Below are 25,414 nucleotides of genomic sequence, written 5' to 3' on the forward strand. Positions count from 1 at the left end.
GGGTCGAAAGCAGACGTTCGTCTCCGCCCTTGCAATGTAGGATTTCACCTGCTGCAATGAACCCCAAAGGTTCGTCGGCTCTTTGACATCGCCAGCTTCCCGTCACCGAAAACGACTCGGTGACCCTGTGACATTCGAGACCTTGTTCAGGTTCGACCACCACCAACCCCGCAAACCCCCGCCCTATGTCAACGTCGAGAACTTCGCGTTGCCGCCCCATCGCCCCGTTGGCCAAATCGCCCTGCCCCGCTACAGGCGCGGGCATGTCCGAGATCACGCCCGCGATCGTCGCCGAACACGGCCTCTCCCCCGACGAATATGAGCGCGTCCTCCACGCGCTGGGGCGCGCGCCTAACCTGACCGAGCTCGGCATCTTCTCGGTCATGTGGTCCGAGCATTGCTCCTACAAGAGCAGCCGGATCCACCTCAAGAAGCTCCCCACCACCGCCCCCTGGGTGATCTGCGGCCCGGGCGAGAACGCCGGCGTGATCGACATCGGCGACGGCGACGCGGCCATCTTCAAGATGGAGAGCCACAACCACCCCAGCTACATCGAGCCCTATCAGGGCGCGGCGACCGGGGTCGGCGGGATCCTGCGGGACGTCTTCACCATGGGCGCGCGGCCCGTCGCCAACATGAACGCGCTGCGCTTCGGCGATCCCGCCCATCCCAAGATGCGCCACCTCATCTCCGGCGTGGTCGCGGGGATTGGCGGCTACGGCAATTGCGTCGGCGTTCCGACCGTCGGCGGCGAGACCAATTTCGACCCCGCCTACAATGGCAACATCCTCGTCAACGCCATGACCGTCGGCGTCGCGAAGACCGACAAGATCTTCTATTCGGCCGCCGCGGGCATCGGCAATCCGGTGGTCTATGTCGGCTCCAAGACCGGCCGCGACGGCATTCACGGCGCGACCATGGCCAGCGCCGACTTCGGCGAGGACAGCGAGGAGAAGCGCCCCACCGTCCAGGTCGGCGATCCCTTCACCGAGAAGCTGCTCATCGAGGCTTGCCTCGAGCTGATGGCCTCGGACGCCATCGTCGCCATTCAGGACATGGGCGCCGCAGGCCTCACCTCGTCCTCGGTCGAAATGGCGTCGAAGGGCGGCGTCGGCATCAAGCTCGTCATGGACCAGGTCCCCTGCCGCGAGACCGGCATGACCCCCTACGAGATGATGCTCTCGGAATCGCAGGAGCGCATGCTGATGGTCCTCAAGCCCGGCCGCGAGGCCGAGGCCGAAGCCATCTTCCACAAGTGGGAGCTCGACTTCGCGGTAATCGGCGAAGTCACCGACACCGGCCGGATGGAGCTGGTCTGGAAGGGCGACGTGGTCGCCGACATCCCGCTCGGCCCGCTCGCCGACGACGCCCCGCTCTACGACCGCCCGGCGATGAGCCGCGAGGAGTACAAGGCTTGGGCACAGGTCAAGCCGCTGGGCGAGGTGCCGGAGAGCACCGACATTGCGGGCGACCTCATGAAGCTGATGGCCTCCCCCCACCTCGCCTCGCGGCGCTGGATCTGGGAGCAATATGACAGCCAGGTCGGTGGCGACACCATTCAGAAGTCGGGCGGCGACGCGGCGCTGGTCCGGGTCCACGGGACGACCAAAGCGCTCGCCATCACCACCGACTGCACCCCGCGCTACTGCTATGCCGACCCCTATGAAGGCGGCAAGCAGGCGATCGCCGAGGCCTATCGCAATATCAGCGCGGTCGGCGCGACCCCGCTTGCGGTCACCAACTGCCTCAACTTCGCCAACCCCCAGCGGCCCGAGATCATGGCGCAGATCGTCGGCTGCCTCGAAGGCATGAGCGACGCCTGCCGCGCCCTCGACTTCCCGATCGTCTCCGGCAACGTCAGCCTCTACAACGAGAGCAAGGCGACCGGCGGCGGCAGCGCCATCCTCCCCACCCCCGCGATCGGCGCGGTGGGGCTGATGCCCGACTGGTCGAAGAGCGCCGCGATCGGCCTCAAGGATGAGGGCGAGACCTTGCTCCTCATCGGCCATACCAAGGGACATGTCGGCCAGTCGCTCTGGCTCGACGTCTGCCACGGCCGCCGCGAAGGCGAGGCGCCGCCGGTCGACCTCGCGGTCGAGCGCCGCCTCGGCGAAACGCTCCGCCAGCTCATCGGCGAGGGCATCGTCAGCGCGGTCCACGATTGCTCGGACGGCGGCGCGGCGGTGGCGATGGCCGAGATGGCGCTCGCCGGCAGTATGGGCTTCACGATGACGGTCGTGCCCCAGGTTGCCAATCCGGCCGCGATGCTGTTCGGCGAGGACCAGGGCCGCGCCGTCGTCGCCACCCGCGATCCCGAGCGGGTCCAGGCTCTCGCCAACGCTGCCGAACTCTTCACCATTCCGGTCGGCGTGACCGGCGGCGATGCCATCGTCTTCGACCTTGTCGATCGGGGCGGCGAGCAACGGGTCGGCCTCGCCGACCTCCGCACCGCGCACGAGGCTTTCCTGCCCACGCTGATGCAGGCGTGACGATCCGGGTCGGCGTCGGAGGCTGGACCTACCAGCCCTGGCGCGGGACCTTCTATCCCGACGGCCTCGCGCAGCGCCGCGAGCTGGAATATGCCGCCGCGCACCTCGGCAGCATCGAGATCAACGCCACCGCCTACGGCCGGCAGAAGCGGACAAGCTGGTGCAAGTGGCGCGACGCGGTGCCAGACGGCTTCCAATTCAGCTTGAAGGCCTCGCGCTTCTCGACCGCCCGCAAGATCCTCGCCGACAGCGAGCCGTCGATTGCGGTGTTTCTCGAGCAGGGCTTCACCGAGCTCGGGGACAAGCTCGGGCCCATCAACTGGCAGTTCGCCGACACCAAGGCCTTCGAGCGCGACGACTTCGCCCGCTTCCTCGACCTGATTCCCGACGCGCAGGACGGGGTGAAACTGCGCCACGCACTCGAGGTCCGACACCCGAGCTTCGCCGATCCCGCCTTCCTCGACCTCGCCCGGGCGCGCAACATGGCGGTGGTCTTCGCCGAACACGACGCATTCGTGCGGATCGAGGAGCAGACCGCCGATTTCAGCTACGCCCGTCTCCAGCGCAGCGTCGACGAGGTCGAGACCGGCTACGAGGCCGCAGCGCTCGATGGCTGGGCGCGGCAGGCGAGGCGCTGGGCCAGGGGCGGGCGCGACGTCTTCATCTATTTCATCGGCGGCGCGAAGGTCCGCAATCCGGCGACCGCCCTCGCGCTGATCGACCGGCTCTAGGCCGCGCGGAGCTCGGTCCGACCGATCGCCGCCTCGACCGCGTCCTGCAGCGCGCCCACGGTGAAGGGCTTGCGCAGCATCTCATAGCCCTTGAGGTCCTCGCCCTCGCCCTCGCCGACATAGCCCGTCACGAACAGCACCGCGAGTTCGGGGTGGCGCCGCTTCAAGACCCGGATAAGCTCGGGACCGGTCATGCCGGGCATGATGACGTCGCTGATGACGAGATCGAAGGCCTGGGCCTCGAAGGCGCTCAAGGCCTCCTCGGCGTTGGCACAGGCGACGGGCTCGAAATCGAGGTCCTGCAGCGCTTCCACCGTCGCGCTGCGAACCCGGGGGTCATCCTCGCACAGCAGGATCCGGGCGCCGCGCACCTGCTTGCCCGGCTCGCCACTCGGGCGGGAGGCGACCGCCGGCTGGCGCCGCACCTCTTCGGGCAAGACGAGGCTGCGCGGCAGGAACAGGCTGACCACCGTGCCGACGCCGACCGCGCTGTCGATCTTGACCTCGCCCCCCGACGAGCGTGCGAAGCCGAAGATCTGGCTGAGGCCGAGGCCAGTCCCCTTGCCGACTTCCTTGGTGGTGAAGAAGGGCTCGAACGCGCGGCGCTGGACTTCCTCGCTCATCCCGCAGCCCTGGTCGGCGACGGCGATCCGGACATAGTCACCCCCCGGCAGCCCGCCGAGTTCGCCGTCGTCGAGGGCGACGTCGCTGGTGGCGATGGTCAGCATGCCCTCGCCTTCCATCGCGTCCCGGGCGTTGACCGCCATGTTGAGCAGCGCGTTCTCGAGCTGGTGGGGATCGACGTAGACCGGCCAGCTCCCGTTGGTCTCGACCCGCACCTGGATTCGCTCGCCGAGCGTCCGGTCGAGGAGATCGGTGATCCCGCGGACGAGTTCGCCGGGGTCGGTCTGCTCCGGGAGCAAGGGCTCGGCGCGGGCGAAGCCGAGCAGTCGGCGGGTCAGCGCCGCGGCGCGCGTCGCGCCGTCCATGGCGTTGTTGAGATGCTGGAGGATTTCGCGCTTGGGCCCGCCGATCCGGCGCTTGGCGAGGTCGATCCCGCCGACGACCACCGCGAGCATGTTGTTGAAGTCGTGCGCGATGCCGCCGGTGAGCTGGCCCACGGCCTCCATCTTCTGGATCTGGCGGAGCTGCGCTTCGGCGGCCTCGCGCTCCTCGGCTTCCTGCAGCAAGGCCTCGTTCGCCGCCGACAGCTCCTGGGTCCGCATCGCGACCGCCTGCTCGAGCGTCTCCGCCTCGCGCCGGGCGAGGTAGTTCTGCCGCACCGCCTGGACCGCCAGAACGCCAAGCCCGATCGCGGCGAGACCGATGATGACGCCGAGCCACGACAGATAGTCGGTCAGCCGGTCGGCCTGCGCGGAGAAGAATTGTGTCTGCTCCATGCTGTTACGCAGCACGCCGCGCTCGGAGGTCGCGATCTCGGCCAGCTTGGCGCGGAGCTGCGCGCCGAGCGTCAGCGTGATCGGCTCGTTGGGCTTGATCGGCGCCTCGCGCGTGTAGGTGTAGAAGAGCGCGACACCGCCCTCGCCCTTCGCGCTGGCGGCGGCCTGCGCGACCTTGCCGAGGTTTTCGCCATGCTGGACGTACAAGGCCTGCACGGTGGCGACGCGGCGCGCCTGGACGGGGTCCTTGCGGACCAGCCGTTCGAGCTGGCGAAGCTGGGTTCCGGCGAGGCGCCACTCATTGGCGTAGATGCTGCCCGAGGTCTTCACGTCCTCGTCGAGCACGAACCGGCCGAGCGCGGCTTCGGAGCGCGCGACGGTCGCGTCGACGGTGCGGACGAGCAGCGTCACGTCGTAGGCATGACGCTCGCGCTCGAGCGCGTCATCGCGCGCCCGGTTGCTCACCGCGACAAGAAGGACCATTCCGAGCAGGATGAGTGCCGCCAAGGTCGCCCCGGCTGCTGCCCCGAACCGGCGTCCGTCGAAGCCGCCGCTCTCGTCGGTCCCTGCCATCATGATGCGGCATCCTAGGACTCGGGCGAACGGCGCACAACCGCCTGTTCAGAAACTGCCGTGCAGAAGGATCGCGATGAAGCTTCTCGCCGCGTTTCTCGCCCTCCTCGCCGCCGCGATCCCAGCCACCGCCGCGGAGCCCGTCCGGCTGTCGGCCGACGACGCGCTGCAGCAGGATGCGGCGAGCTATGCCACAGCCTTCGGGCTGACGGGCGACGAAGCGCTGCTTCGCCTCCGCCAGCAGCGGGCGAGCATCGCGGTGACCGAGCGCCTGCGGGTCCGCTTCGCCGACCGCCTCGCGTCGATCCGCATCGTGCATCGCCCAAGCTGGGGCGTGGTCGTGACCCTCGCCGGCACCGACGTCCCGCCCGATACGGTCGAACAGTCGGACGGCCTCCCCATCCCCGTGGGCTTCATCGGCGGGGCCGGGTCGACCCGGGCGGCCGCGCTGCGCCTGCTCGACGCCGAGCGAGGACGCCTCCCCGGCCTCGTTCCCGGCTATCGCGGGGCCGGGGTCGATCCGGCGAGCGGAGGCCTCGTTGTCATGCAGCGGCTGTCGGTCGATCCGCGCCCGCAGGCCGAGGTCGAGCGCGACCTGACCGCCACGCTTGGCCTGCCCGTCCGCGTGCGACGGCTCGACGCGGTGATGTCCGACAGCGCGGCGATCGGCGGCGGGCGGGTCGTGGGGCCCAATTCCGAGGGGCGGCTGTTCCGCTGCACCACCGGCTTTGTGGTGAAGAATGCTAGCGGCCAGCTTGGCATCACCACCGCCGCCCATTGCCCCGACACGCTGAACTGGCGCGGCCCCGACGGCGAGGAACGGCTGTTGCCGATGCTCGGCTCATGGGGCGCGGCGCAGAACGACATCCAGATCAACGGCGGGGTCGGACTCGCCGAGCCCCTACTTTTCAGCGACACCGGCAAGACCAGCGTCCGCCCGGTCACGAGCTGGGCGACCCGGCCGATGACGCGGGTCGGCGACTGGCTGTGCCTGCGCGGCGAGAGCAGCGGCTATGCCTGCTCCGAGGTCGAGCTGACCGACTTCGCGCCGGCGGGGCAGCTTTGCGGCGGACTGTGCACCAACAGCTGGGTCACGCTGCGCGGCCCCCGCTGCAAGAGCGGGGACAGCGGCGCGCCCATCTTCCTCGGCTCGGTCGCCTACGGCACCTTGAAGGGCGGCGCCTACCTCCCCGACGGGGGCTGCGCCTTTTCCTATTACCAGAGCGTCGACTATCTGCCCGAAGGCTGGCGCGTCCTGACGGTCAGATGACCCCGACGCGCTTGCCCGCCGCTTCGAACATGCCGAGGATTTCGCCGACCTGCTGCTCGCTGTGGAGTGCGCAGAGCGAACAGCGCAAGAGGGTCATGCCGGCCGGGGTCGCCGGCGGGCGGGCAAGGTTCACGTAGAGCCCCTCCTGGAGGAGCGCTTCCCACATCGCCGCGCCCTTCTCGAGATCGGGCATGATCACCGCGATGATCGCCGACTGCGGAGTCTCGGTGCCGAGGGTGAAGCCGAGCTCCTTCAGCCCGCCGTGGAGGCGGCGGCTGTTGGCCCAAAGATGGTCGCGCTTGTCCTTGGCATCGCGCAGCTTGTCGATCGACACGGCGGCGGTCGCGACCACGCTCGGCGGAAGCGAGGCGGTGAAGACATAGGGACGGCAGACGAGGCGGAGGATCTCGAACTTGGGATGGTTCGAGACGCAGAAGCCGCCAACGGTCCCGACCGACTTGGAAAAGGTGCCGATGACGAAGTCGACGTCGTCGAGCACGCCCTGTTCCTCGGCCACGCCGCGGCCGTTGGGCCCGATGAAGCCCATCGAGTGGGCTTCGTCGACCAGCACCATCGCGCCATGCGCCTTGGAGATGGCGACCATCTCCTTGAGCGGTGCGACGTCGCCAAGCATCGAATAGACGCCTTCGAGGACGACCAGCTTGCCGGCCTCGGCCGGGAGGCGCTTCAGGCGCTTCTCGAGCGCCTCGACGTCATTGTGGCGGAAGGCGACGATCTGGGCGTTGCCGAGCGCGCAGCCGTCGTAGATCGAGGCATGGCTGTCGATGTCGAGGATGACGTAATCGTCCTTCCCCGCCATCGTCGAGATGATGCCCAGGTTCGCCTGGTAGCCGGTCGAGAAGACCATGGCATGGTCCATGCCGTAGAAGCGCTTGAGCGCCTCCTCGCACTCGCGGTGACCCTGATAGGTGCCGTTGAGGACGCGGCTGCCGGTGGTGCCCGAGCCGAATTCGTCGAGCGCCTGCTTGCCCGCCGCCAGCACGTCGGGGTCGAAGGTCTGCCCCATGTAGTTGTAGGTGCCGAGCAGAATCGTCCGCTTGCCGTTGCAGATGGCGACGGTCGGGCTCTCGACCCGCTCCATCACCAGGCTGAACGGATCGGTGACCCCGGTCGAGAGCAGGTTCTCGCGGATGTCGATCATCGGCTGGAACTTGTCGAACAGGTCGGATGCGCCGCCAGCGGGCGCGGCCTTTCCGGGCTCGGCGGTCATGGCAAGGCCGGGATCGGTCATGCTTATTGCCCCTGAAGTTCGCCGACCGCGTCGATCAGCGACCCGACCGTCTCGATCTCGGCGGCGCGGTTCATGGTGATGATGATGTCGAACTCGTCCTCGACCGCGGCGACGAAATCCATCACCGTCAGGCTGTCCCATTCGAGGTCCTGCGCGAAGCGGGTGTCCTCCGCCACGGCAATGCCCTTCTTGTTGAATTCGGCCACCAGGCCGAGGATCTTGCTCTTGCGTTCGTCGCGATCGGTCATGTCAGTCTCGCTAGGGTTTCACGGCCTTGAGCGCAACAAAGGGGCGAAAAGCGGGCAATGCCGCGCTAAGGGCACATTCGATGTCCGACGGCCTGCCCCCTTATGCCCAATTGCTCCAGCTCCGCAGCGAAACCGGAGCGGACGGAACGTTGCTGTTCGTCATGCCCTTCCACGACGACGTGATCGGGCGCCCGGGCTATCTGCATGGCGGAGCGATCGCCGGGCTGCTGGAATTTGCGGCCTATGGCGAGCTTGCCCGCGCGATCGAGGGTCGCCCGGTTACGCCCAAGCCGATCAGCGTGACGATCGATTACCTTCTCGGCGGCCGCGGCGGCGACACCTTCGCGGCGGCGACGATCGAACGACTTGGCGCCCGGATCGCCAACGTCGAGGCCTTCGCCTGGCAGAAGGATCGCGCCACGCCGATCGCCAGCGCCCGGATCAACTTCCTGCTCGGTTAGCGGATGGCGCCGCTGCCGATGAGCTTCGGCAGCAAGGTGAGGCCCGTGAGCAGCGGATGCTTCTTCTGCCATTCGCTGAGCTCGATTGCCGTGCCGGCGTGGCGGTTGATCTTCCACACGATATATTCCGCGCCGCCGGCGAAGGTCGCGCTGGCCTTGGCGAGGCGGACGACCGAGAGCATCTTGCCCTCGACCCGGCGCCGCCGCCACGAGCCCTTGCAGCGCGTGCCCACGTTGCGGGCTGCCGCCATCGCCGGTCCGAAAAACCGCATGTAACGCACGGGATCGCTGTCGACGACCGAAGTCGCACGGCTGCCCTTTTCGGCACGAAGCTCGGCCGCATAGGTCAGCGCAAAGGCCGCGCGCCACAGCGCGAGCGGCTCCTGGTCGTTGGGAACCTGGCACAAGGCCGCGCCGAGCAGGGTCGGGGCCGCCCGCGACACCGCGCTGATCGCCCTGCCCCGTGCCTCGGCATCGGCTGCCCACACCAGCCGCGACGGCTGCGCGAAGCGCGCCCAGACCGACACGCTGCGCGTCTCGGGCCCGTTGAGGCGATGGAAGTCGGCCTCGCTCAGCACCGCATATTTGGCGGCGAGGCCGTCGTGCGCGAAGGGAAAGACGTTCGGCGGGATCAGCCGGTTGGCGGTGGCGAGCCAGCCCTTGTCGTAGGCGGCGCGATAGTCCGACACGATCAGGTAGAAATCGAGCATCGCCCCTTCGAGCGCGACGTCGCGCAGGCACGACCCGTAAAAGAGCACCGCCCGCGAGGCCGCGCCGTGCCTGGCCGCGATCGCCTCCGCCATGGCCGAGACGCGGGGGTCCACCGCCTGGTCCAGCTCCTCGGCGACCAGCGCCTCGAGCGCGGCGGAGGGATCAGGCCGCGAGTCGGACAAAGGACAGGGGAGCGGCGCGGGTCAATGTGATCGGCTTGCCGATCCCGGCCGTGAACATTTCGCCATCGAGGAACACGGAGGACGAATCGCCCTCGATGCTGATCTCGTCGGCCTCCTCGACGTGGACGCCGGGCAGTTTCTTGCGGCCCAGCCGCCCGCCGAGCCCGGCGAACAGGCCGCGCAGGAGCGAGCTCGAGCGATGATCGACCGCGAGCAGCTTGAGCGGACCCTTGCCCGCGGTGTGAAGGTCGCTGTTGAGGAGCAGCCGCTCGAGCGTCGTCACCATCAGGAGGGCGAAACGCCCGCTGAGCGCGCCCTGCCGGCGAACCTTGACCTCGATCGGCATCGGCCGCTCGGGCAGCAGCCCGCCGCCGAGCCCGAGCATCTGCCGGATCAGCACCGCGACCGCGGTGATCGCGTGGCTGATCCCGTTCGGAAGTCCGAGCGGATAGATCTTCTCGCGGCAATATTTCATCGTGTCGGCAAGCCCCGCGCCGCCGAGGAACATGCCGATTACCGGACGGGTCACGCCCTCGCTGGTGAGCGCGATCAGTTCGCGGGCCACCAGCCGGTCGGTGAGGTCGCCCTCGGCCATCTCGAGCAGGCGCTTAAGCGCCTCCACCGGATCGCCCTGCGCGCCGAGGTCGAGCGCGATGAGGTTGGTCTTGCCGTTGGGCAGCACCGCGACAGGCGGGCGCTGGTCGGCGAAGTGGCCGCCGTTGACCAGCTCGGTCAGCGCCGCCTGTACCGTCCCGTCGCCGCCGTTGATCACCAGCACCTTGGGCCGGACCAGCGCGATCGTCTTCAAGGCGTCCCCGACCTGGTCGGCCTTCTCGACCTCGTAATGGAAGATGTCGGGATGCTCGGCGCAGAACGCGCGGATGCGCGGCAGCTGCAGGAGGTTGCCGGTCGACTTGGGGTTGCTGAGAAGGGCGATTCGAGCCTTGGCCATCAACGCGCCTCCGCCAGCATGCACACGGCCGCGACGCGCATCGCCGTGCCCGTTTCCACCACCTCGTGTCTGCCTTGCGATCGCATCGACGTTTCGTCTCTCACCATCACGCTACCCAAGCCTGCCCGGGCCAAATGGCGAGGGCAGGACTACCTAGTTCTCCGATCTAGGCTTGCTTTGCGGCCAAATGATGGTGTTGAGGACAAACTACGCTCATGTCGCTCATCGACCGCTACATCGCCAAGGCGATCGCCATTCCCCTGTTCGGCACCCTGCTGCTGGCGGCGATGCTGCTTGTCCTCGACAAGATGCTGCGCTTGTTCGATTTCGTGATCAACGCCGGCGGTCCGGTCAGCGTCGTGTGGCGGATGCTCGCCAATCTGCTCCCCGAATATTTCGCGCTCGGCATCCCGATCGGGCTGATGCTCGGCATCCTGCTCGCCTTCCGCCGCCTCGCCCTGTCGAGCGAACTCGACGCGCTGCGCGGGGTCGGTGCGGGCTTCGGGCGCCTGCTGCGCGTGCCTTATGGCTATGCCGCGGCGCTCCTGCTCCTCAACCTGTTCATCGTCGGCTGGCTCCAGCCCTGGACGCATTACGGCTACGAGCGGCTGCGCTTCGACCTTCGGTCAGGCGCGCTGGGGGCGAGCCTCAAGATCGGCGAGTTCAACACCCTGTCGAATCGCTTCACCCTGCGCATCGACCGCAGCGAGAAGAAGGGCACGATGCTCCACGGCCTCTTCGTCCAGGCCGACAACAAGGGCACCTCGGTGGTTGCCACCGCCGCCCACGGCCGCTTCCTCGCGACCGACGATCCCGACACGATCCTCCTCCGCCTCGAGGAAGGGCGGCTGATCCAGCAGGATCCCAAGTTCACCGTCCCCCGGACGCTCGCCTTCCGCACCTACGACCTGCCGATCAAGCTTCCCCGCGTCGACAGCTTCCGCGCCCGCGCGCAGGACGAGACCGAGGAAATGACCCTGCCCGAGCTCATTCGCGCAGGTTATGGCGGCGCTTCGGCCAGCCGCGAGAGCAATCTCGCGGTCCGCGCCAACCTCCATTTCCGGATGGTCGAGGTGATCATGATGGCGCTGTTGCCGCTGCTCGCGGTGTCGCTCGCCGTCCCGCCCAAACGCTCCTCGTCGAGTCTGGGCATCTTTATCGGGATCGTGATCGTGGTGGCCTATCACAAGGTCAACCAATGGGCGGAATCGGCCGGCGCGCGGGGTGACTGGACGCCCGAGCTCGTCATGTACGTGCCCTTCGTGATCCTCGCGGCCGGCATCTTCTGGATGTACCTGACCCTCGCGACCAAGCCCGGGGGCCAGCCGATCGGCGCGCTCGAACGCGGCGGCGCCAAGGCGTGGAGCGTCATCAAGAAGGTGCTGCCCAAGCCGCGCCGGTTGCGACGCAAGGCGGCGGCCGCGTCATGATCAATCTCAATTTCTTCCCGTCGAAGCGGCTCGCCCGCTACACGGTCTGGCTCTACATTTCGCGCAGCCTCGCGGTGCTGCTGTCGCTCAGCCTCGTGCTCATGATGCTCAACCTCCTGTCGGAATCGGGCAAGATCCTCGCGGTCCCCGGCAACAGCGAGGCCGAGCTGTGGCGCTATGTCGGCTATCGCCTGCCGCAGCTCATCTCCTTCGCCTTTCCCTTCTCCTTCCTGCTGGGCGCGCTGATCACCTTCACGACCCTGAACCAGAGCAGCGAAGTGGTGGCGATGAAGGCGGCGGGCCTGTCCGCCCACCAGCTCCTTGCGCCGCTGATGGCCGCGAGCCTCGCACTGTCCGCCTTCTCTTTCTTCTTCAACGAGATGGTCGTGGTGAAGGGGACCCGCCAGCTCTCGGCCTGGCAGGACAATGACTACAAGGCGGTGCCGCCCGACAGCGGCATCCTCAGCAATGTCTGGGTGGTGGCGGGGGACGACCTTGTCCAGGCGCGGATCGTCACCGGCCGCGCGCCCAACGTCCAGTTGCGCGGCGTGCGCATCTTCGAGCGGCAGAACAACACCATCGAGCGGATCGTCGATGCCGAGCGGGCGCGCCCCTACGCGGGCGGCTGGATCCTCGAGAATGTCTCGACCTATGACAGCCAGATGAGCGCGGTCCTGCGCCGCCCGTCGGTCCGCGCGCTCGAGGGCGTCGAACCGCAGCGCTTCACCCTCGCTAAGGTCGATCCCAATGCGCAGGATTACGAGACGCTCAGCCGCAACATCGGCGAGATGACGCTGGCGGGTGTCAACACCGCGACCGCCCGGACCGGCCTGTTCCACAAGATCTCGCAGCCGCTCTCGAGCGTGCTGATGCCGCTGCTCGCGGCAATCGCCGCCTTCGGGCTCGCGCGTTCAGGCAAGGTTCTGGTCCGCGCCGTCATCGGTATGGCGCTTGGTTTTGCCTATTTCGTTATCGACAATTTCGGCGTCGCCATGGGGAATGTCGGAGCCTATCCGCCGCTGCTCGCGGCCTGGGCGCCGTTTCTGCTGTTCCTGCTGATCGGCGAAACCGTCCTGATCCGCTCGGAGGAATGATGAACCGCCTGATCGCTCTCCTGCTTCCCCTCGCGCTGACCGCCGCCGCGGCGCCCCCCGCGAAGGACTGGCGGACGAACGTCACCGAGACCGCCGCCGGCTGGACCTTCGGCAAGCCCGGCGCGCCGATCCTCACCGAATATGCGAGCTTCGGCTGCCCCCATTGCGGCCATTTCGCCGCCGAGACGGGGACGAAGATCGACAGTCTGGTGAAAGCGGGCAAGCTGCGCTTCGCCTTCCGCCCGTTCCTGATCTTCCCGCAGGATCGCGCCGGCTATGTCCTCGCGCGCTGCGTTCCTGCCGCGAAGCGCCTCGCCTATATCGAGGCGGTGTTCGCCGACCAGGCTGCGAGCCGCGCCCGGCTCAAGGACGCCGACGCGAACGAGGCGACCCGTGCCGCCCTTTACAACGCCGAGCTTGCCGGCCCCGTGCCCCATTCGGCGGCGCTGGCCGAGGTCAGCGGGTTCAAGGCGCTCACCCTCGCCCAGGGCGTGACGGCCGCCAAGGCCGACCAGTGCCTCGCCAACCAGGCCGCGCACGACTGGGTCACCAACGCCGACCTCAGCTCGCGCACCGCCGGGGTGAAGGGCACGCCGACCTACTTCTGGAAGGGCGTCCAGCTCGGGGAAGACCTGACCCCGGAAAGCCTTCTCAAGGTCCTTCCGCGATAGGTCCTTTGTCCCAATGTCGCCGCAATGCCGGTGCATTGTAAGGACATAGCGACTGGCATCTCGCGTGCCGGCACCCCATCTATTGAGGCATGAAGCAAGTGAGCAGCTCGGCAAAGCCCGGCATCTGGAAGCGGTCGCATTACCTCGACCGGATGACCCTCAAGGATCTCTGGATCGCCTATTTCCAGTATCCGGCGATCATCGCCTACATCGGCCTCGCGATCGCCAGCATCGTGACCTGGTTCGCTTACCCGGCGAGCCTGTTGCAGACGGTGGCCGCGGCCGGCGTGGTTGTCGTCCTCTATCCGCTCGTCTGGTACTGCCTCCATCGCTGGGTGCTGCACAGCAACTGGATGTTCAAGGTGCCCTTCCTCGCCTCGACCTGGAAGCGCATCCACTATGACCATCACCAGGACCCGAACCACCTCGAGGTATTGTTCGGCGCGCTCCACACCACGCTTCCGACCATCGCCGGCGTCAGCATTCCCGTCGGCTATGCGATCGGCGGGATCGGCGGCGCGGCTGCGGCGCTCGCGGCGGGGCTCATCACGACCTGCGTCTACGAGTTCGTGCACTGCATCCAGCACCTTGCCTACAAGCCCAAGAGCAAGGTCATCGCCGAGATGAAGAAGCGCCACATGGCGCATCACTTCCACGACGAGAACGGCAATTACGGGATCACCAGCTATCTTTGGGATCGCGTGCTGGGCACCTTCTACGACCGGCCCGAGCGCCCGAAGAAGAGCCCGACCGTCTTCAACCTCGGCTACACCGAGGAAGTGGCGGTGCGCTATCCTTGGGTGAAGACCCTGTCGGGCGGGATCGTCGCCACCGGCCACCCCCGCAAGCGCGGCGACACCCAGAACGCGGACCGCGAGGCCGCCTGACCTGCGCTCCGGCGAAAGTCGGAGTTCAGCGACGGCCCGATCAAGCGAGAAACGCCGGGCTCCTGCTTTCGCGGGCGTTCGGCTGTGGCTAAGCCCTCGCCGGTGACCACCGACCTCGTCCCGGATTCCGAGCGCCATGGCCTGATCGGCGGCCTGCCCGCCGCGTGGCGCCCCTACGCCAGCCTGATGCGGATCGACCGGCCGATCGGTACCTGGCTCCTCTACTGGCCGTGCGCGTGGAGCGTGGCGCTGGCCGGGGTGCAAGGTCGCTGGGACCTGTTCGGCTGGCTGCTCCTCGGCGCTTTCGCGATGCGTTCCGCAGGCTGCGTCTATAACGACCTCGTCGACCGCGACCTCGACCGGCAGGTCGCCCGTACGCGGCTGCGTCCCCTCGCCAGCGGCCGCGTGAGCATCAGGGCCGCCTGGACATTGATCGCCGTCCTTTGCGCGCTCGGCCTCCTCGTCCTCTTCCAGCTTCCGCTCGTGGCGCAGCTGATCGCGATCGCGGCCGTCCTTCCGGTCCTTGCCTATCCTTACATGAAGCGGATCACCTGGTGGCCGCAGGCGTGGCTCGGGCTGGTCTTCAGCTGGGGCGCACTGGTCGGCTGGCCCGCCGTGACCGGCGCGTTCGCGCTGCCCCCCTTCCTCCTCTGGCTCGGAAGCATCTTCTGGGTGATCGGCTATGACACGCTCTACGCCATCCAGGACAAGGAGGATGACGCGCTCGTCGGCGTGCGCTCGTCGGCCCGCGCGCTCGGTCGCCGCGCCGCGCTCGGCGTCGCCATCTGCTACGCGCTCGCGATTCTCGGCTGGGCCAGTGCCCTGTGGCTGGTCCGGCCCGAGCCCCTCGCCTTCCTTGCGCTCCTTCCTGCCGCGCTCCACCTCGCCAACCAGGCCCTGCGCGCCGATCCCGACGACGGCGAAAAGGCACTCGCCCTGTTCCGTTCGAACCGCTTCACGGGCCTCCTCCTGCTGCTCGGCTTCGCGGCGGTGGGGTTGAGCAGCGCTCCCTAGCCGCTACAGGCGGAGCCATGCTCAGCCAGCCCCAAGCCGCCGACCTTGCCGCCCAACTGGTCGAGGCCGCGACCAGGGCCCGCGCCAGCGCCGCCGACGCGATGATCGGTATCAGCCGCTCGAGCGGCATCTCGGTCCGTCTGGGGATCGTCGAGGACATCGACCATAGCGAGAGCTTCGAGGTCGGCCTTCGCCTGTTCGACGGGCAGCGCTCGGCCACCGTCTCCTCGGCCAGCCTCGATCCCGCCGGCTTCGCCGAACTGGCCGAGCGCGCCTACGCCATGGCTCGCCAGGCCCCCGAGGACCCCTTCACCGGCCTCGCCGACCCGGCCCTGCTCGGCCGCAACGAAGCGCCCGACCTCGATCTGTTCGATCCGCATGTCCCGGCCCTCACGATGCTTGAGAGTCGCGCCCGCACCGCCGAGGAAGCCGCGCGCGCTGTCGAAGGCGTGACCAACACCAACGGCGCCTCGGCAGGCTTCGGTTCGAGCGTCGTCGCGCTCGCCACCTCGACCGGCTTCGCCCATGCCACCAGCGGCACGCATCACAGCCTGTCCGCGAGCGTGGTGGCCGGGAGCGCGGGCGCGTTGCAGCGGGACTATGCCTCGCACTCGACGCGCTATTTCGAGGACCTCGACGCGCCCGAGGCCATCGGCCGTCTCGCCGGTGAACGGGCGGTCGCGCGGCTGAACCCGGGCCGCATCGAGAGCGGCACCTATCCGATCTTCTTCGACCCGCGCGTCGCGACCTCGCTCCTCGGCCATTTCGTCGCGGCGGTCACCGGCGGCGCGATCGCGCGCAAGACCAGCTTTCTCCTCGACGCGCTCGGCCAGCAGGTCTTCGGGCCGGGCATCACCCTGCGCGACGAGCCCCTTCGCAAGCGCGGCCTGCGCAGCCGCAGCTTCGACAGCGAAGGCTTGCCCTGCCGCCCGCTCGACCTCGTCGCCGACGGCGTGCTGACCACCTGGCTTGCCAGCAGCACCGACGCGCGCCAGCTCGGCATCCAGCCCACCGGCCATGCCAGCCGCTCGGTCGGCGGGAGCCCCGGCGCGGGCCCGTCGAACCTGATGCTCCTGCCCGGCTCCCACAGCCGCGAGGAACTGCTCGCCTCGGTCCCCAAGGCGATCCTCGTCACCGAGCTCATCGGCCAGGGCGTCAATCCCGTTACCGGCGACTACAGCCGCGGCGCGGCGGGGTTCCTCGTCGAAAATGGGAAGATCGGCGAGGCGGTCGCCGAGATTACCATCGCGTCGAACCTCAAGGACATGTTCCGCACGCTCATCCCCGCGAGCGACCTCGAGCTTCGCCGGGGAATCGATTCCCCGACCGTCCTCATTCCCGCGATGACCGTGGCGAGCGCCTAGGCGTCGAGCTGCGCCAGCACCGCCTGCGCCAGTTGGCGGAACGCCGCCGCCGCGGGTCCTTCGCCCGCCGCCGGGGGCCGCCCCGCATCCGATTCGGCGCGAAGCGAGGCCGATAGCGGCAGCCGCCCGAGAAAGGGCACGCCAAATTCGGCCGCGGTGGCTTCGGCCCCGCCCTGCCCGAAGGGGTCGGACGTCTCGCCGCAATGCGGGCACTGATAGCCCGCCATATTCTCGATCAGCCCGAGCACCGGGACCGAGGTCTTGCCGAACAGGTCGATCGCGCGGCGCGCATCGATCAGCGACAGGTCCTGCGGGGTGGATACGATCACCACGCCCACGGGCCGCGCCTTCTGGATCAGCGACAGCTGGACGTCGCCGGTGCCGGGCGGAAGATCGACGATGATATATTCCGTCCCCGTCCAGTCGCCCTCGATCAGCTGGGTCAGCGCGCCCGACGCCATCGGCCCCCGCCAGGCGAGCGCATGGCCCGGACTGACGAGCTGCCCGACCGACAGGAGTTTCACTCCCTGCGCCGAGACCGGGATCAATTGCTTGTCCCTTGCTTCGGGGCGCTCGCTCGTTCCGAGGAGGGTGGGCTGCGAGGGACCGTAGATGTCGGCGTCGATGATCCCGACCTTGTGGCCGAGACGAGCCAGCGCGATCGCGAGGTTGGCCGACACGGTCGACTTGCCGACCCCGCCCTTGCCCGACCCGACCGCGATGAGCTTCGGCCCCGCCGCCTTGCCCGCGGTCAGCGCGACGAGCACCTCGTCGACGCCCGGCTGCGCCTCGGCCAGCGCCGTCAGTCGCGCCTTGAGGTCGTCCTGCCCCGCCTCGTCGAGCCCGGTCGCATCGGCGATGAGGCGGAGCTTGCCGCCCTCCTGGCGGACGGCACGCAGGCGCGGGGCATCGGCGCCGAACAGGGAAGTCTCGATGGTCATGACGGCGCTGCCCTACGCCCAAGCGCACACCGCACAAGGGCCATTGTTTCACCCCCACTGTTAAATGCCGCCCCTGCATCTATATCGGTGTGCATGAGAATGATCCCGGGGTGGCCGGTGCACACGCGCGGCTTGTTGGCGGATAACAAGGGACCTTGGGGTCCGAGCGGTGGCGAGACGCCATCCGAAGGCGAGAAGGCACCGCCGCCGAGCGGGCCGTCGAGCCCATGGGCATCGCCCGGTACCTTCACGCCCGGCGGCGGCAATCGCCAGATCGGCGGCCTCGACGACCTCATCGCCCGCAGCCGCGCGCGCTTCGGCGGTGGCGGCGGCGGCAATGGCGGCGCCGGAATCGGTCGCCGTCCACCGAGCGGTTCGCTGATCGCCTGGTTCGTCGGCGCCTTTGTCCTCCTCTGGCTGATCTTCACCTCGATCCACAGCATCGCGCCCGAAGAACGCGGCGTCGTCACCCAGTTCGGCCGCTACAGCCGCACGCTGGGTCCGGGTGTGAGCTTCACCCTTCCGAGCCCGATCGAGCGCGTCCGCAAGGTCGATGTCGAGAACATCCGCAACATCGACCTCGGCTCGGTGTCGTCCGAGACGCTGATGCTGACCGGCGACCAGAACGTCATCGACATCGCTTATTCGGTTCGCTGGAACGTGCGTGACCCCGAGCTCTTCCTGTTCGAGCTGCAGAACCCCGAGCAGACCATCCAGCAGGTCGCCGAAAGCGCCATGCGCGCGGCCCTCTCGGCCACCACCTTGAACGAGGCGATCGGCGAAGGCCGTGCCGACATCGAGGCGCGGGTCCAGGAGAACATGCAGACCGTCCTCAACGCCTACCGCTCGGGCGTCGTCATCCAGGGCGTCGCGATCAAGCAGGCCGACCCGCCCGCCGCGGTCAATGACGCCTTCAAGGCGGTCAGTGCGGCCCAGCAGGCGGCGCAGAGCGACATCAACCAGGCCCGGGCCTATGCGCTCCAGCTGCGCCAGCTCAGCCAGGGTGAGGCGACCGCCTTCGACAAGGTCTACGAGCAGTACAGGCTCTCGCCCGACGTCACCCGCCGCCGCATGTATTACGAGACGATGGAGCGCGTCCTCCAGAGTGTCGACAAGACCATCGTCGAGGCTCCGGGCGTGACCCCCTACCTGCCGCTCCAGCAGACCCGGCCGCCGGCCGCCGCGCTGCAGGATCCGCCCGCCCAGGGCACCGCCACCCAGGGAGCCGGCCGATGAGCTTCGCCACCCGCCGCCCGATCGCCACGATCGTGGTCGCCCTCCTCCTTCTCTTCACCTTGCTGTCGAGCGTCAGCATCGTGCCCGAGACCCGGCAGGCGCTGATCGTCCGCTTCGGCAAGCCCGACCGCATCTACAACCGCTACAAGCCCGGCCAGCCGATCGGCGCCCCGGGTGCCGGCCTCGCCTTCCGAATCCCGTTCGTCGACGACATCGTGTGGATCGACAAGCGCGTGCGCGACGTCGACATGGACCGGCAGATGGTGCTCTCGACCGACCAGCTCCGGCTCGAGGTCGATGCCTTCGCCCGCTACCGCGTGGTCGATCCGCTGCGCATGTATGTCTCCGCCCGCTCGGAAGATCGGGTCGGCGAGGCGCTTCGTCCGATCCTCGGTTCGGAGCTCCGTAACGAGCTCGGTCGCCGGCCCTTCGCCGACCTCCTGAGCCCCGAGCGTCAGGGCGCGATGGAGAATATCCGCAGCCGCCTCGACAAGATCGCCCGCCAATATGGCGTCCAGATCATCGACGTTCGCATCAAGCGCGCCGACCTTCCCGACGGAAGCCCGCTGCAGAGCGCCTATGACCGGATGCGGACCGCCCGCGAGCAGGAGGCCCGCTCGATCCGCGCCGAGGGTGCCAAGCAGGCCCAGATCATCCGCGCGGAAGCCGATGCCCAGGCCGCCCAGACCTACGCCGCCAGCTTCGGCAAGGACCCGGTGTTCTACGACTTCTACCGCGCGATGCAGGCCTATCAGCGGACCTTCGTCGACGGTGGCAAGGACCGTCCGACGAACCTGATCCTCTCTCCGCAGAATGAATTCCTGCGGCAGTTCACCAATGGGGGTGGGCGCTGATCCGGTTCAATATGCGTTCAGGCGCTTGACCTAGCACATCGGGCTGGGGCTCTTCGCTTAAAGGAAGTTCTGATCTTATGAAGTCGACGAGGGAGTTTTCCAAAGTGCGCTATGCCTACGGTGTTGCGGCAGCCCTGCTGATCGGCGGAAGCGCCTTCTCGGTCGCAACCGGACCCGTCGGTGCACAGGTCGCCCAGAATTCGCCGGCTGCCATGCCGCCGACGGGCGCACCCATGTCCTTCGCGGACCTCGCCGCCAAGCTCCAGCCGGCGGTGGTCAACATCCAGACCAAGCAGCGCGTCCCCGTCCGCGGCGGGCAGAGCGATCCGCTCGCCGACTTCCTCCGCCGCTTCGGCCAGCCCGGCCAGGGCGGCGACAGTCCCGACAGCCCCGGCGCGACCAGCCGCACGACCGGCTCGCTCGGCTCGGGCTTCATCATCTCGGCCGACGGCTATGTCGTCACCAACAACCACCTCATCCAGGGTGCCAACGGCACCGGCACGGTCGACAGCGTCACCGTGATCCTGTCCGACCGGCGCGAGCTTCCGGCCCGGATCATCGGCCGCGATCCCTCGTCCGACCTCGCGCTCCTCAAGGTCGAGGGGTCGAACTTCCCCTACGTCAACTGGGGCGACAGCCAGCGCGCCCGGGTCGGCGACTGGGTGATGGCGATCGGCAATCCCTATGGCCTCGGCGGCACCGTCACCGCGGGCATCATCTCGGCGCTGCACCGCGGCATCACCGGGGCCGGCGCCTACGACCGCTACATCCAGACCGATGCCAGCATCAACATGGGCAATTCCGGGGGCCCGATGTTCGACCTCAATGGCAACGTCATCGGCATCAACTCGGCGCTGATCAGCCCGACCGGCGCCAGCGTCGGCATCGGCCTCGCCATCCCCGCCGAGCTCGCCAAGCCGGTGATCGAGAGCCTGCGCAAGGGCCAGCGCCCGCAGCGCGGCTATCTCGGCATCAGCCTCCAGGGCATCGAGGAAAGCGACGCCGCGGCGCTCGGCATTCCCAAGAACCAGGGCGAGCTCGTCCGTTCGGTCGTCCCCGGCCAGCCGGCACAGCGCGCGGGCATCCAGCAGGGCGACGTCATCCTCACGGTCGGCGGTCGCCCCGTCACTCCGGACGAGACCGCTTCCTACCTCATCTCGCTGGTCACCCCGGGCCAGCGCGTGCCTATCGAGGTGGTCCGCGACGGTCGCCGCCAGACCCTGAACGCGGTGGTCGCCCAGCGCCCGACCGACGAGGAACTGGCCAAGATCGGTGCCGGCGGCACTGCGCCCGACCAGAATCCGTTCGATCCCAACGACCAGAGCCAGCCGGCCGTCCCCGCCGGCCAGGCGCTCGGCCTTTCGATCCAGCCGCTGACCCCCGACATCGCGCGTGCGGTGCAGGTCCCGGCCTCGACCCGCGGCGTGGTCATCACCAACGTCAACCCGAACAGCGACGCGGCCGAAAAGGGCCTGAAGCGCGGCGACGTGATCATCTCGGTCAACCGTCAGGCCGTCGCCAGCTCGGCGCAGGTCGCTGCAGTGGTCGACGCGGCCCGCAAGGCTGGCCGCAGCGCCGTCCTGCTCCTCGTCAAACGCGGTGCGGCGCCCGAATATTTCATCGGCGTCGATATCGCCGGCTGACCTCTCGCCTATCCTCCCGTCCCTCGCTAGGCTCCGCGCCGACGCGAGTGACGGGAGACGGCATTGGGTAGCATTTACATCGGCGCACGCAGCGGCGGCACCAACCCTCAGCAGCTCGAACTCAAGCGGGCCAACCGCCATGGCCTGATCGCGGGCGCCACCGGCACCGGCAAGACCGTCACCCTCCAGGGCCTGGTCGAAGGCTTTGCCGCCGCCGGCGTGCCGACTTTCGTCGCCGACGTGAAGGGCGACCTTGCCGGCCTCTCCTGTGCCGGTTCGCCGACCGCCAAGACCCACGAAATCTTCAGCCAGCGCGCCGCCGAGCTTGGCATCACCGACTGGCAGTATCGCGATTGCCCGGTCCAGTTCTGGGACCTGTTCGGCCAGTCCGGCCACCCGATCCGGACCACGGTCAGCGAAATGGGGCCGCTGCTCCTCGCCCGGCTGATGAACCTCAACGACGTCCAGGAAGGCGTGCTCAACATCGCCTTCCACGTCGCCGACAAGGAGGGCCTCCTCCTTCTCGACCTCGACGACCTTCAGGCCATGCTGGTCGCCTGCGGCGAGCGCGCCGACGAGCTGACGCTCGAATATGGCAATGTCGCCAAGCCCACCATCGGCGCCATCCAGCGCAACCTGCTCCAGCTTCGCAGCCAGGGCGGCGACCATTTCTTCGGCGAGCCTGCGCTTGCCCTCGAGGACTTCCTCAAGATCGACGAGAGCGGCCGCGGCGTCGTCAACATCCTCGCCGCCGACAAGCTGATGGCGAGCCCGCGCCTTTATTCGACCTTTCTCCTCTGGCTGCTGTCCGAGCTGTTCGAGCTCCTCCCCGAGGTCGGCGACCAGGACCAGCCCAAGCTCTGCTTCTTCTTCGACGAGGCCCACCTCCTGTTCGACGACGCGCCCCCCGCGCTGCTCGAGAAGGTCGAGCAGGTCGTCCGCCTGATCCGCTCCAAGGGCGTCGGCGTCTATTTCATCACGCAGAACCCGATCGACATTCCCGACACGGTCGCGGGTCAGCTCGGCAACCGCGTCCAGCACGCGCTGCGCGCCTTCACCCCGCGCGACCAGGCGGCGGTCAAGAGCGCGGCCGAGACCTTCCGGCCCAATCCCGAGATCGACGTCGCCAGCGCGATCACGGAACTCAAGGTCGGCGAGGCCCTCGTCTCCCTGCTGCTGCCCGACGGCAGCCCCTCGCCGGTCGAGCGCGTGCTGATCAAGCCGCCCGCCACCCGCGTCGGCCCGATCACGCCCGAGGAACGCCAGATCTTCATCACCACTGACGCGATCGGCAACAAGTACGACACGCTGATCGACCGCGAGAGCGCCGAGGAGATCCTCAAGGGCAAGGCCGGCGAAGCCGCGGCCGCTGCGGCCGCCGCCCAGGCCGAGAAGGAGCAGGCCAAGGCCGACGCGCTCGCCGCCAAGGAACAGGCCCGTCTCGCCCGCGAGCAGGCGCAGGCCGATGCGCTTCGCCAGCGCGAGGAAGCACGCCAGCAGCGCGAGGCCGAAAAGGCAGAGGCCGCCGCCCGCCGCGAAGCCGAGCGCCAGGCTCGCGAGGCCGCCCGCCCCACCATGTTCGACAAGGCCGTGCAGAGCGCCGCCCGCTCGGCCGCCAGCTCGGTCGGTCGCCAGCTCGGCAACAAGCTCCTCCGCGGCATCCTCGGAGGACTGCTCAAATAATGTCCGATCTCGTCATCCGGCCGGTCCTCACCAAGGCCGACCGCAAGCGCTTCGTCGACCTCGTCTGGGACGTCTACAAGGACGATCCCTATTGGGTGCCGCCCCTCAAGGACGAAATGCTGGGGCTGATCACGCCCGGCAAGAACCCCTGGTTCGAGCATGCCGAGGCCGCGCTCTGGCTGGCCGAACGCAAGGGCAAGGCCGTGGGGCGGATCTCGGCGCAGGTCGACCGTCTCGTCCTCGAGCATATGGGCGCGGGTACCGGCAACTGGGGCATGTTCGAACTCCTCGACGGCGAAACCGAAGCCGGGCCGAAGCTCATCGCCACCGCCGAACAATGGCTCCGCGACCGCCAGATGACCCGCTCGCTCGGCCCCCTCAGCCTGTCGATCTGGGACGAGCCGGGCCTCCTCGTCCAGGGCTTCGAGGAATCGCCGACCGCGATGATGGGACACCACCGCCCATCCTACCAGGCGATCGTCGAGGGCGCGGGCTATGAAAAGGCCAAGGACCTCGTCACCTACGAGCTCGACATCCGCGCCAAGATGATCCCGATGATCCAGCGCCTGATCGACGCCGGCAATCGCTCGGGCCGGATCCGCATCCGCGCGGTCGACAAGAAGCGCTACGCCGAGGACTCGCGCACCATCCTTGAGCTCCTCAACGACGCCTGGTCGGACAATTGGGGGTTCGTGCCCCTGACCGAGGCCGAGATCGCCTATGCCGGCAAGAAACTGAAGCCGATCATCTACGAGGACCTCGTCTGCATCGCCGAGGTCAAGAACGACGCCGGGGTGTTCGAGCCCGCCGCCTTCATGATCACCATTCCCGACCTCAACGAACTCACCCGCGACCTCAACGGCGAGCTGTTCCCCTTCGGCTTCGTCAAATTGCTCTGGCGGATGCGCAAGCCGAAGGTGAAGCGCATGCGCGTGCCGCTGATGGGCGTCGCGAAGAAATATCAGGGCGGCCGCCTCTCGGCCCAGCTCGCCTTCATGATGATCGAGCGCAACCGCGTCGCCAGCACCGGCCCCTATGGCGCGACGCATGGCGAATTCGGCTGGGTGCTCGAGGACAATCAGGGCATGCTGTCGATCGCCCAGCTCCCGGGCGCCGAGGTCAACAAGACCTACCGCATCTACGAAAAGGCGCTCTAGCCGAGGCTGATCCACACCGGCGTGTGGTCGCTCGACTTCTCCTGCCCGCGTGCCCAGCGGTCGATTCCCGCGCCGGTCAGCCGGTCGGTCACCTGTGGCGAGCAGAGCAGGTGGTCGATGCGGAAACCCGCGTCGCGCTGCCAGCAGCCCGCGGTATAGTCCCAGAAGGTGTAGAGCTTGTCGTCGGCCGGGTGCAGCGCACGGACCGAATCGGTCCAGCCCTGGTTGACGATCCGCCGCCACGCGGCGCGGCTTTCGGGCTGGGTCAGCGCGTCACCCGCCATCGCCGAGACCGAGAAAGTATCGCGGTCCTCGGGGATGATGTTGAAATCGCCCGCCAGCACCACCGGCCGCTCCTCGGCGAGCAGCCCCGCCGCATGTTCGCGCAGCCGCTCCATCCAGCGCAGCTTGTAATCGAATTTCTCGGTGCCCACCGGATTGCCGTTGGGAAGGTAGATCGACGCGATGACGACCCCGTCCACCTCGGCCTCGATGTAGCGGCTGTGGCTGTCGTCGGGATCGCCCGGCAGCCCGACCCGCCGCAGGTCTGGCGACTTGTCCCGGACCAGGATCGCGACCCCGTTGAAGCCCTTCTGCCCGTGCCAGACCGCGCGATAGCCCGCGCCCTCGATGTCGAGCACCGGCAGCGCTTCGTCGGCGCATTTCAGCTCCTGCAGGCAGGCGACGTCGGGCTGCTCCTTTTCGAGCCACTCGAGCAGCCGCGGCAGGCGGGCGCGGATCCCGTTGATGTTGAAGGTCGCGATCTTCATGGCGCGGACTTAGCGGCCCGTCCCGCCGGCGTCATCCCGCCAGCGCGTCAGATCCCGAAGCTCGACCCGCAGCCGCAGCCGCTCGCGGCATTGGGGTTCTTCACCTTGAACGCCGCGCCGCCGAGGTCCTCGACATAATCGACCTCGCTCCCCTCGAGCAGGTCGAGGCTGACGGGATCGACCACCAGCCGCACGCCAGCGGTCTCGGTTGCGGTGTCCCCGTCCTCGGGCTCGCCCAGCGCGAAGCGGTAGGTGAAGCCCGCGCAACCCCCGCCATCGACGGCGAGCCGGAGCACGGCCGGCCTGGCCTGCTTCTCGGCGATCTGTGCGACGCGGCGCGCCGCGGCTTCGGTCAGGGTCAGGTTGGTCACGAGGGATATGTAGGGCGCGGCGCACGCACC

The 25,414-nt window shown here is 68.3% G+C and carries 23 protein-coding genes; 15 read left to right on the top strand and 8 right to left on the bottom strand.

Annotated features, from left to right (window positions below):
• Positions 1-263: 263 nt before the first annotated feature.
• Both purL and ABD693_RS02065 read left to right on the top strand, forming a co-directional pair.
• Positions 264-2,489 (top strand): phosphoribosylformylglycinamidine synthase subunit PurL, encoded by a 2,226-nt coding sequence (gene purL, locus ABD693_RS02060; RefSeq protein ID WP_344695308.1) that lies wholly within the window; start codon positions 264-266, stop codon positions 2,487-2,489.
• On the top strand, positions 2,486-3,220 hold the full coding sequence (locus ABD693_RS02065; RefSeq protein WP_344695309.1) for a DUF72 domain-containing protein: 735 nt from the start codon (positions 2,486-2,488) through the stop codon (positions 3,218-3,220). The genes purL and ABD693_RS02065 overlap by 4 nt, the downstream gene beginning before the upstream one ends.
• Here ABD693_RS02065 and ABD693_RS02070 read toward each other — a convergent pair.
• Positions 3,217-5,196, bottom strand: coding sequence for a response regulator (locus ABD693_RS02070; RefSeq protein WP_344695310.1), 1,980 nt, complete (start codon positions 5,194-5,196; stop codon positions 3,217-3,219). The genes ABD693_RS02065 and ABD693_RS02070 overlap by 4 nt on opposite strands.
• A gap of 73 nt (positions 5,197-5,269) precedes the next feature.
• Here ABD693_RS02070 and ABD693_RS02075 point away from each other — a divergent pair, with 73 nt between their 5' ends.
• Positions 5,270-6,463: a chymotrypsin family serine protease gene (locus ABD693_RS02075; RefSeq protein ID WP_344695311.1), complete on the top strand. Its 1,194-nt coding sequence runs from the start codon at positions 5,270-5,272 to the stop codon at positions 6,461-6,463.
• On the opposite strand, the gene spt is transcribed toward ABD693_RS02075, so the two are convergent.
• Both spt and ABD693_RS02085 read right to left on the bottom strand, forming a co-directional pair.
• Complete coding sequence (spt, locus tag ABD693_RS02080; RefSeq protein ID WP_344697554.1) at positions 6,456-7,694, bottom strand: serine palmitoyltransferase; 1,239 nt, start codon at positions 7,692-7,694, stop codon at positions 6,456-6,458. The genes ABD693_RS02075 and spt overlap by 8 nt on opposite strands.
• A gap of 23 nt (positions 7,695-7,717) precedes the next feature.
• Complete coding sequence (locus tag ABD693_RS02085; protein ID WP_344695312.1) at positions 7,718-7,963, bottom strand: acyl carrier protein; 246 nt, start codon at positions 7,961-7,963, stop codon at positions 7,718-7,720.
• An 80-nt stretch (positions 7,964-8,043) separates the two neighbouring features.
• On the opposite strand from ABD693_RS02085, the gene ABD693_RS02090 reads away from it, so the two are divergent.
• Entirely contained in the window at positions 8,044-8,424 is a 381-nt protein-coding gene (locus tag ABD693_RS02090) for a PaaI family thioesterase (RefSeq protein WP_344695313.1), read from the top strand.
• Here ABD693_RS02090 and ABD693_RS02095 read toward each other — a convergent pair.
• Both ABD693_RS02095 and ABD693_RS02100 read right to left on the bottom strand, forming a co-directional pair.
• Entirely contained in the window at positions 8,421-9,317 is an 897-nt protein-coding gene (locus ABD693_RS02095) for a hypothetical protein (RefSeq protein WP_344695314.1), read from the bottom strand. The genes ABD693_RS02090 and ABD693_RS02095 overlap by 4 nt on opposite strands.
• Positions 9,298-10,269, bottom strand: a complete 972-nt coding sequence (locus ABD693_RS02100; protein WP_344695315.1) for a diacylglycerol/lipid kinase family protein — start codon at positions 10,267-10,269, stop codon at positions 9,298-9,300. The genes ABD693_RS02095 and ABD693_RS02100 overlap by 20 nt, the downstream gene beginning before the upstream one ends.
• A gap of 215 nt (positions 10,270-10,484) precedes the next feature.
• Between ABD693_RS02100 and lptF the strand changes: the two genes are divergently transcribed.
• The 6 genes from lptF (at position 10,485) to ABD693_RS02130 (ending at position 16,729) form a co-directional block, all read left to right on the top strand.
• Entirely contained in the window at positions 10,485-11,699 is a 1,215-nt protein-coding gene (gene lptF, locus ABD693_RS02105) for an LPS export ABC transporter permease LptF (RefSeq protein ID WP_344695317.1), read from the top strand.
• On the top strand, positions 11,696-12,793 hold the full coding sequence (gene lptG / locus ABD693_RS02110; RefSeq protein WP_344695318.1) for an LPS export ABC transporter permease LptG: 1,098 nt from the start codon (positions 11,696-11,698) through the stop codon (positions 12,791-12,793). The genes lptF and lptG overlap by 4 nt, the downstream gene beginning before the upstream one ends.
• Positions 12,793-13,464 carry a thioredoxin domain-containing protein gene (locus ABD693_RS02115; protein WP_344695319.1) on the top strand — a complete coding sequence of 224 codons (672 nt, stop codon included), beginning with the start codon at positions 12,793-12,795 and terminating at the stop codon, positions 13,462-13,464. Before lptG ends, ABD693_RS02115 begins: the two co-directional genes overlap by 1 nt.
• An 89-nt stretch (positions 13,465-13,553) precedes the next feature.
• Entirely contained in the window at positions 13,554-14,351 is a 798-nt protein-coding gene (locus ABD693_RS02120; protein ID WP_344695320.1) for a sterol desaturase family protein, read from the top strand.
• A 102-nt stretch (positions 14,352-14,453) separates the two neighbouring features.
• A complete protein-coding gene (ubiA, locus tag ABD693_RS02125; protein ID WP_344695321.1) occupies positions 14,454-15,365 on the top strand; it encodes a 4-hydroxybenzoate octaprenyltransferase in 912 nt (303 codons plus the stop codon).
• A 17-nt stretch (positions 15,366-15,382) separates the two neighbouring features.
• Positions 15,383-16,729: a TldD/PmbA family protein gene (locus tag ABD693_RS02130; protein WP_344695322.1), complete on the top strand. Its 1,347-nt coding sequence runs from the start codon at positions 15,383-15,385 to the stop codon at positions 16,727-16,729.
• Here ABD693_RS02130 and ABD693_RS02135 read toward each other — a convergent pair.
• The gene (locus tag ABD693_RS02135; protein WP_344695323.1) at positions 16,726-17,670 is read right to left on the bottom strand and encodes an Mrp/NBP35 family ATP-binding protein; all 945 of its coding nucleotides are present in this window, start codon (positions 17,668-17,670) and stop codon (positions 16,726-16,728) included. The two genes, ABD693_RS02130 and ABD693_RS02135, sit on opposite strands and share 4 nt — an antisense overlap.
• A 93-nt stretch (positions 17,671-17,763) precedes the next feature.
• Here ABD693_RS02135 and hflK point away from each other — a divergent pair, with 93 nt between their 5' ends.
• The 5 genes from hflK to ABD693_RS02160 all read left to right on the top strand — a co-directional run bounded on the left by hflK (position 17,764) and on the right by ABD693_RS02160 (position 24,243).
• Positions 17,764-18,906, top strand: a complete 1,143-nt coding sequence (gene hflK, locus ABD693_RS02140; protein WP_425567241.1) for an FtsH protease activity modulator HflK — start codon at positions 17,764-17,766, stop codon at positions 18,904-18,906.
• Positions 18,903-19,760: a protease modulator HflC gene (gene hflC, locus ABD693_RS02145; RefSeq protein WP_344695325.1), complete on the top strand. Its 858-nt coding sequence runs from the start codon at positions 18,903-18,905 to the stop codon at positions 19,758-19,760. Before hflK ends, hflC begins: the two co-directional genes overlap by 4 nt.
• A gap of 104 nt (positions 19,761-19,864) precedes the next feature.
• Positions 19,865-21,403, top strand: a complete 1,539-nt coding sequence (locus tag ABD693_RS02150) for a Do family serine endopeptidase (protein ID WP_344695326.1) — start codon at positions 19,865-19,867, stop codon at positions 21,401-21,403.
• 63 nt (positions 21,404-21,466) lie between these two features.
• The gene (locus ABD693_RS02155; RefSeq protein WP_344695327.1) at positions 21,467-23,086 is read left to right on the top strand and encodes a helicase HerA-like domain-containing protein; all 1,620 of its coding nucleotides are present in this window, start codon (positions 21,467-21,469) and stop codon (positions 23,084-23,086) included.
• Positions 23,086-24,243, top strand: a complete 1,158-nt coding sequence (locus ABD693_RS02160; RefSeq protein ID WP_344695328.1) for an N-acetyltransferase — start codon at positions 23,086-23,088, stop codon at positions 24,241-24,243. Before ABD693_RS02155 ends, ABD693_RS02160 begins: the two co-directional genes overlap by 1 nt.
• On the opposite strand, the gene xth is transcribed toward ABD693_RS02160, so the two are convergent.
• Both xth and ABD693_RS02170 read right to left on the bottom strand, forming a co-directional pair.
• Positions 24,240-25,013 (bottom strand): exodeoxyribonuclease III, encoded by a 774-nt coding sequence (gene xth / locus ABD693_RS02165; protein ID WP_344695329.1) that lies wholly within the window; start codon positions 25,011-25,013, stop codon positions 24,240-24,242. The two genes, ABD693_RS02160 and xth, sit on opposite strands and share 4 nt — an antisense overlap.
• Before the next feature lie 47 nt (positions 25,014-25,060).
• Entirely contained in the window at positions 25,061-25,384 is a 324-nt protein-coding gene (locus ABD693_RS02170) for a HesB/IscA family protein (RefSeq protein ID WP_344695330.1), read from the bottom strand.
• Positions 25,385-25,414 lie beyond the last annotated feature (30 nt).

It is taken from the genome of Sphingomonas rosea (assembly GCF_039538065.1).
Classification (GTDB): Bacteria; Pseudomonadota; Alphaproteobacteria; order Sphingomonadales; family Sphingomonadaceae; genus Sphingomicrobium; species Sphingomicrobium rosea.

Bases quoted from the DNA above. Each gene is read 5' to 3' on its own strand.
- ABD693_RS02085 (WP_344695312.1), bottom strand. From the start codon at position 7,963: ATGACCGATCGCGACGAACGCAAGAGCAAGATCCTCGGCCTGGTGGCC.
- ABD693_RS02120 (WP_344695320.1), top strand. From the start codon at position 13,554: ATGAAGCAAGTGAGCAGCTCGGCAAAGCCCGGCATCTGGAAGCGGTCG.
- purL (WP_344695308.1), top strand. From the start codon at position 264: ATGTCCGAGATCACGCCCGCGATCGTCGCCGAACACGGCCTCTCCCCC.
- ABD693_RS02100 (WP_344695315.1), bottom strand. From the start codon at position 10,269: ATGGCCAAGGCTCGAATCGCCCTTCTCAGCAACCCCAAGTCGACCGGC.
- ABD693_RS02130 (WP_344695322.1), top strand. From the start codon at position 15,383: ATGCTCAGCCAGCCCCAAGCCGCCGACCTTGCCGCCCAACTGGTCGAG.
- ABD693_RS02135 (WP_344695323.1), bottom strand. From the start codon at position 17,670: ATGACCATCGAGACTTCCCTGTTCGGCGCCGATGCCCCGCGCCTGCGT.
- spt (WP_344697554.1), bottom strand. From the start codon at position 7,694: ATGACCGCCGAGCCCGGAAAGGCCGCGCCCGCTGGCGGCGCATCCGAC.
- hflC (WP_344695325.1), top strand. From the start codon at position 18,903: ATGAGCTTCGCCACCCGCCGCCCGATCGCCACGATCGTGGTCGCCCTC.
- ABD693_RS02070 (WP_344695310.1), bottom strand. From the start codon at position 5,196: ATGATGGCAGGGACCGACGAGAGCGGCGGCTTCGACGGACGCCGGTTC.
- ABD693_RS02090 (WP_344695313.1), top strand. From the start codon at position 8,044: ATGTCCGACGGCCTGCCCCCTTATGCCCAATTGCTCCAGCTCCGCAGC.
- lptF (WP_344695317.1), top strand. From the start codon at position 10,485: ATGTCGCTCATCGACCGCTACATCGCCAAGGCGATCGCCATTCCCCTG.
- ABD693_RS02075 (WP_344695311.1), top strand. From the start codon at position 5,270: ATGAAGCTTCTCGCCGCGTTTCTCGCCCTCCTCGCCGCCGCGATCCCA.
- ABD693_RS02115 (WP_344695319.1), top strand. From the start codon at position 12,793: ATGAACCGCCTGATCGCTCTCCTGCTTCCCCTCGCGCTGACCGCCGCC.
- ABD693_RS02160 (WP_344695328.1), top strand. From the start codon at position 23,086: ATGTCCGATCTCGTCATCCGGCCGGTCCTCACCAAGGCCGACCGCAAG.
- hflK (WP_425567241.1), top strand. From the start codon at position 17,764: ATGAGAATGATCCCGGGGTGGCCGGTGCACACGCGCGGCTTGTTGGCG.
- lptG (WP_344695318.1), top strand. From the start codon at position 11,696: ATGATCAATCTCAATTTCTTCCCGTCGAAGCGGCTCGCCCGCTACACG.
- xth (WP_344695329.1), bottom strand. From the start codon at position 25,013: ATGAAGATCGCGACCTTCAACATCAACGGGATCCGCGCCCGCCTGCCG.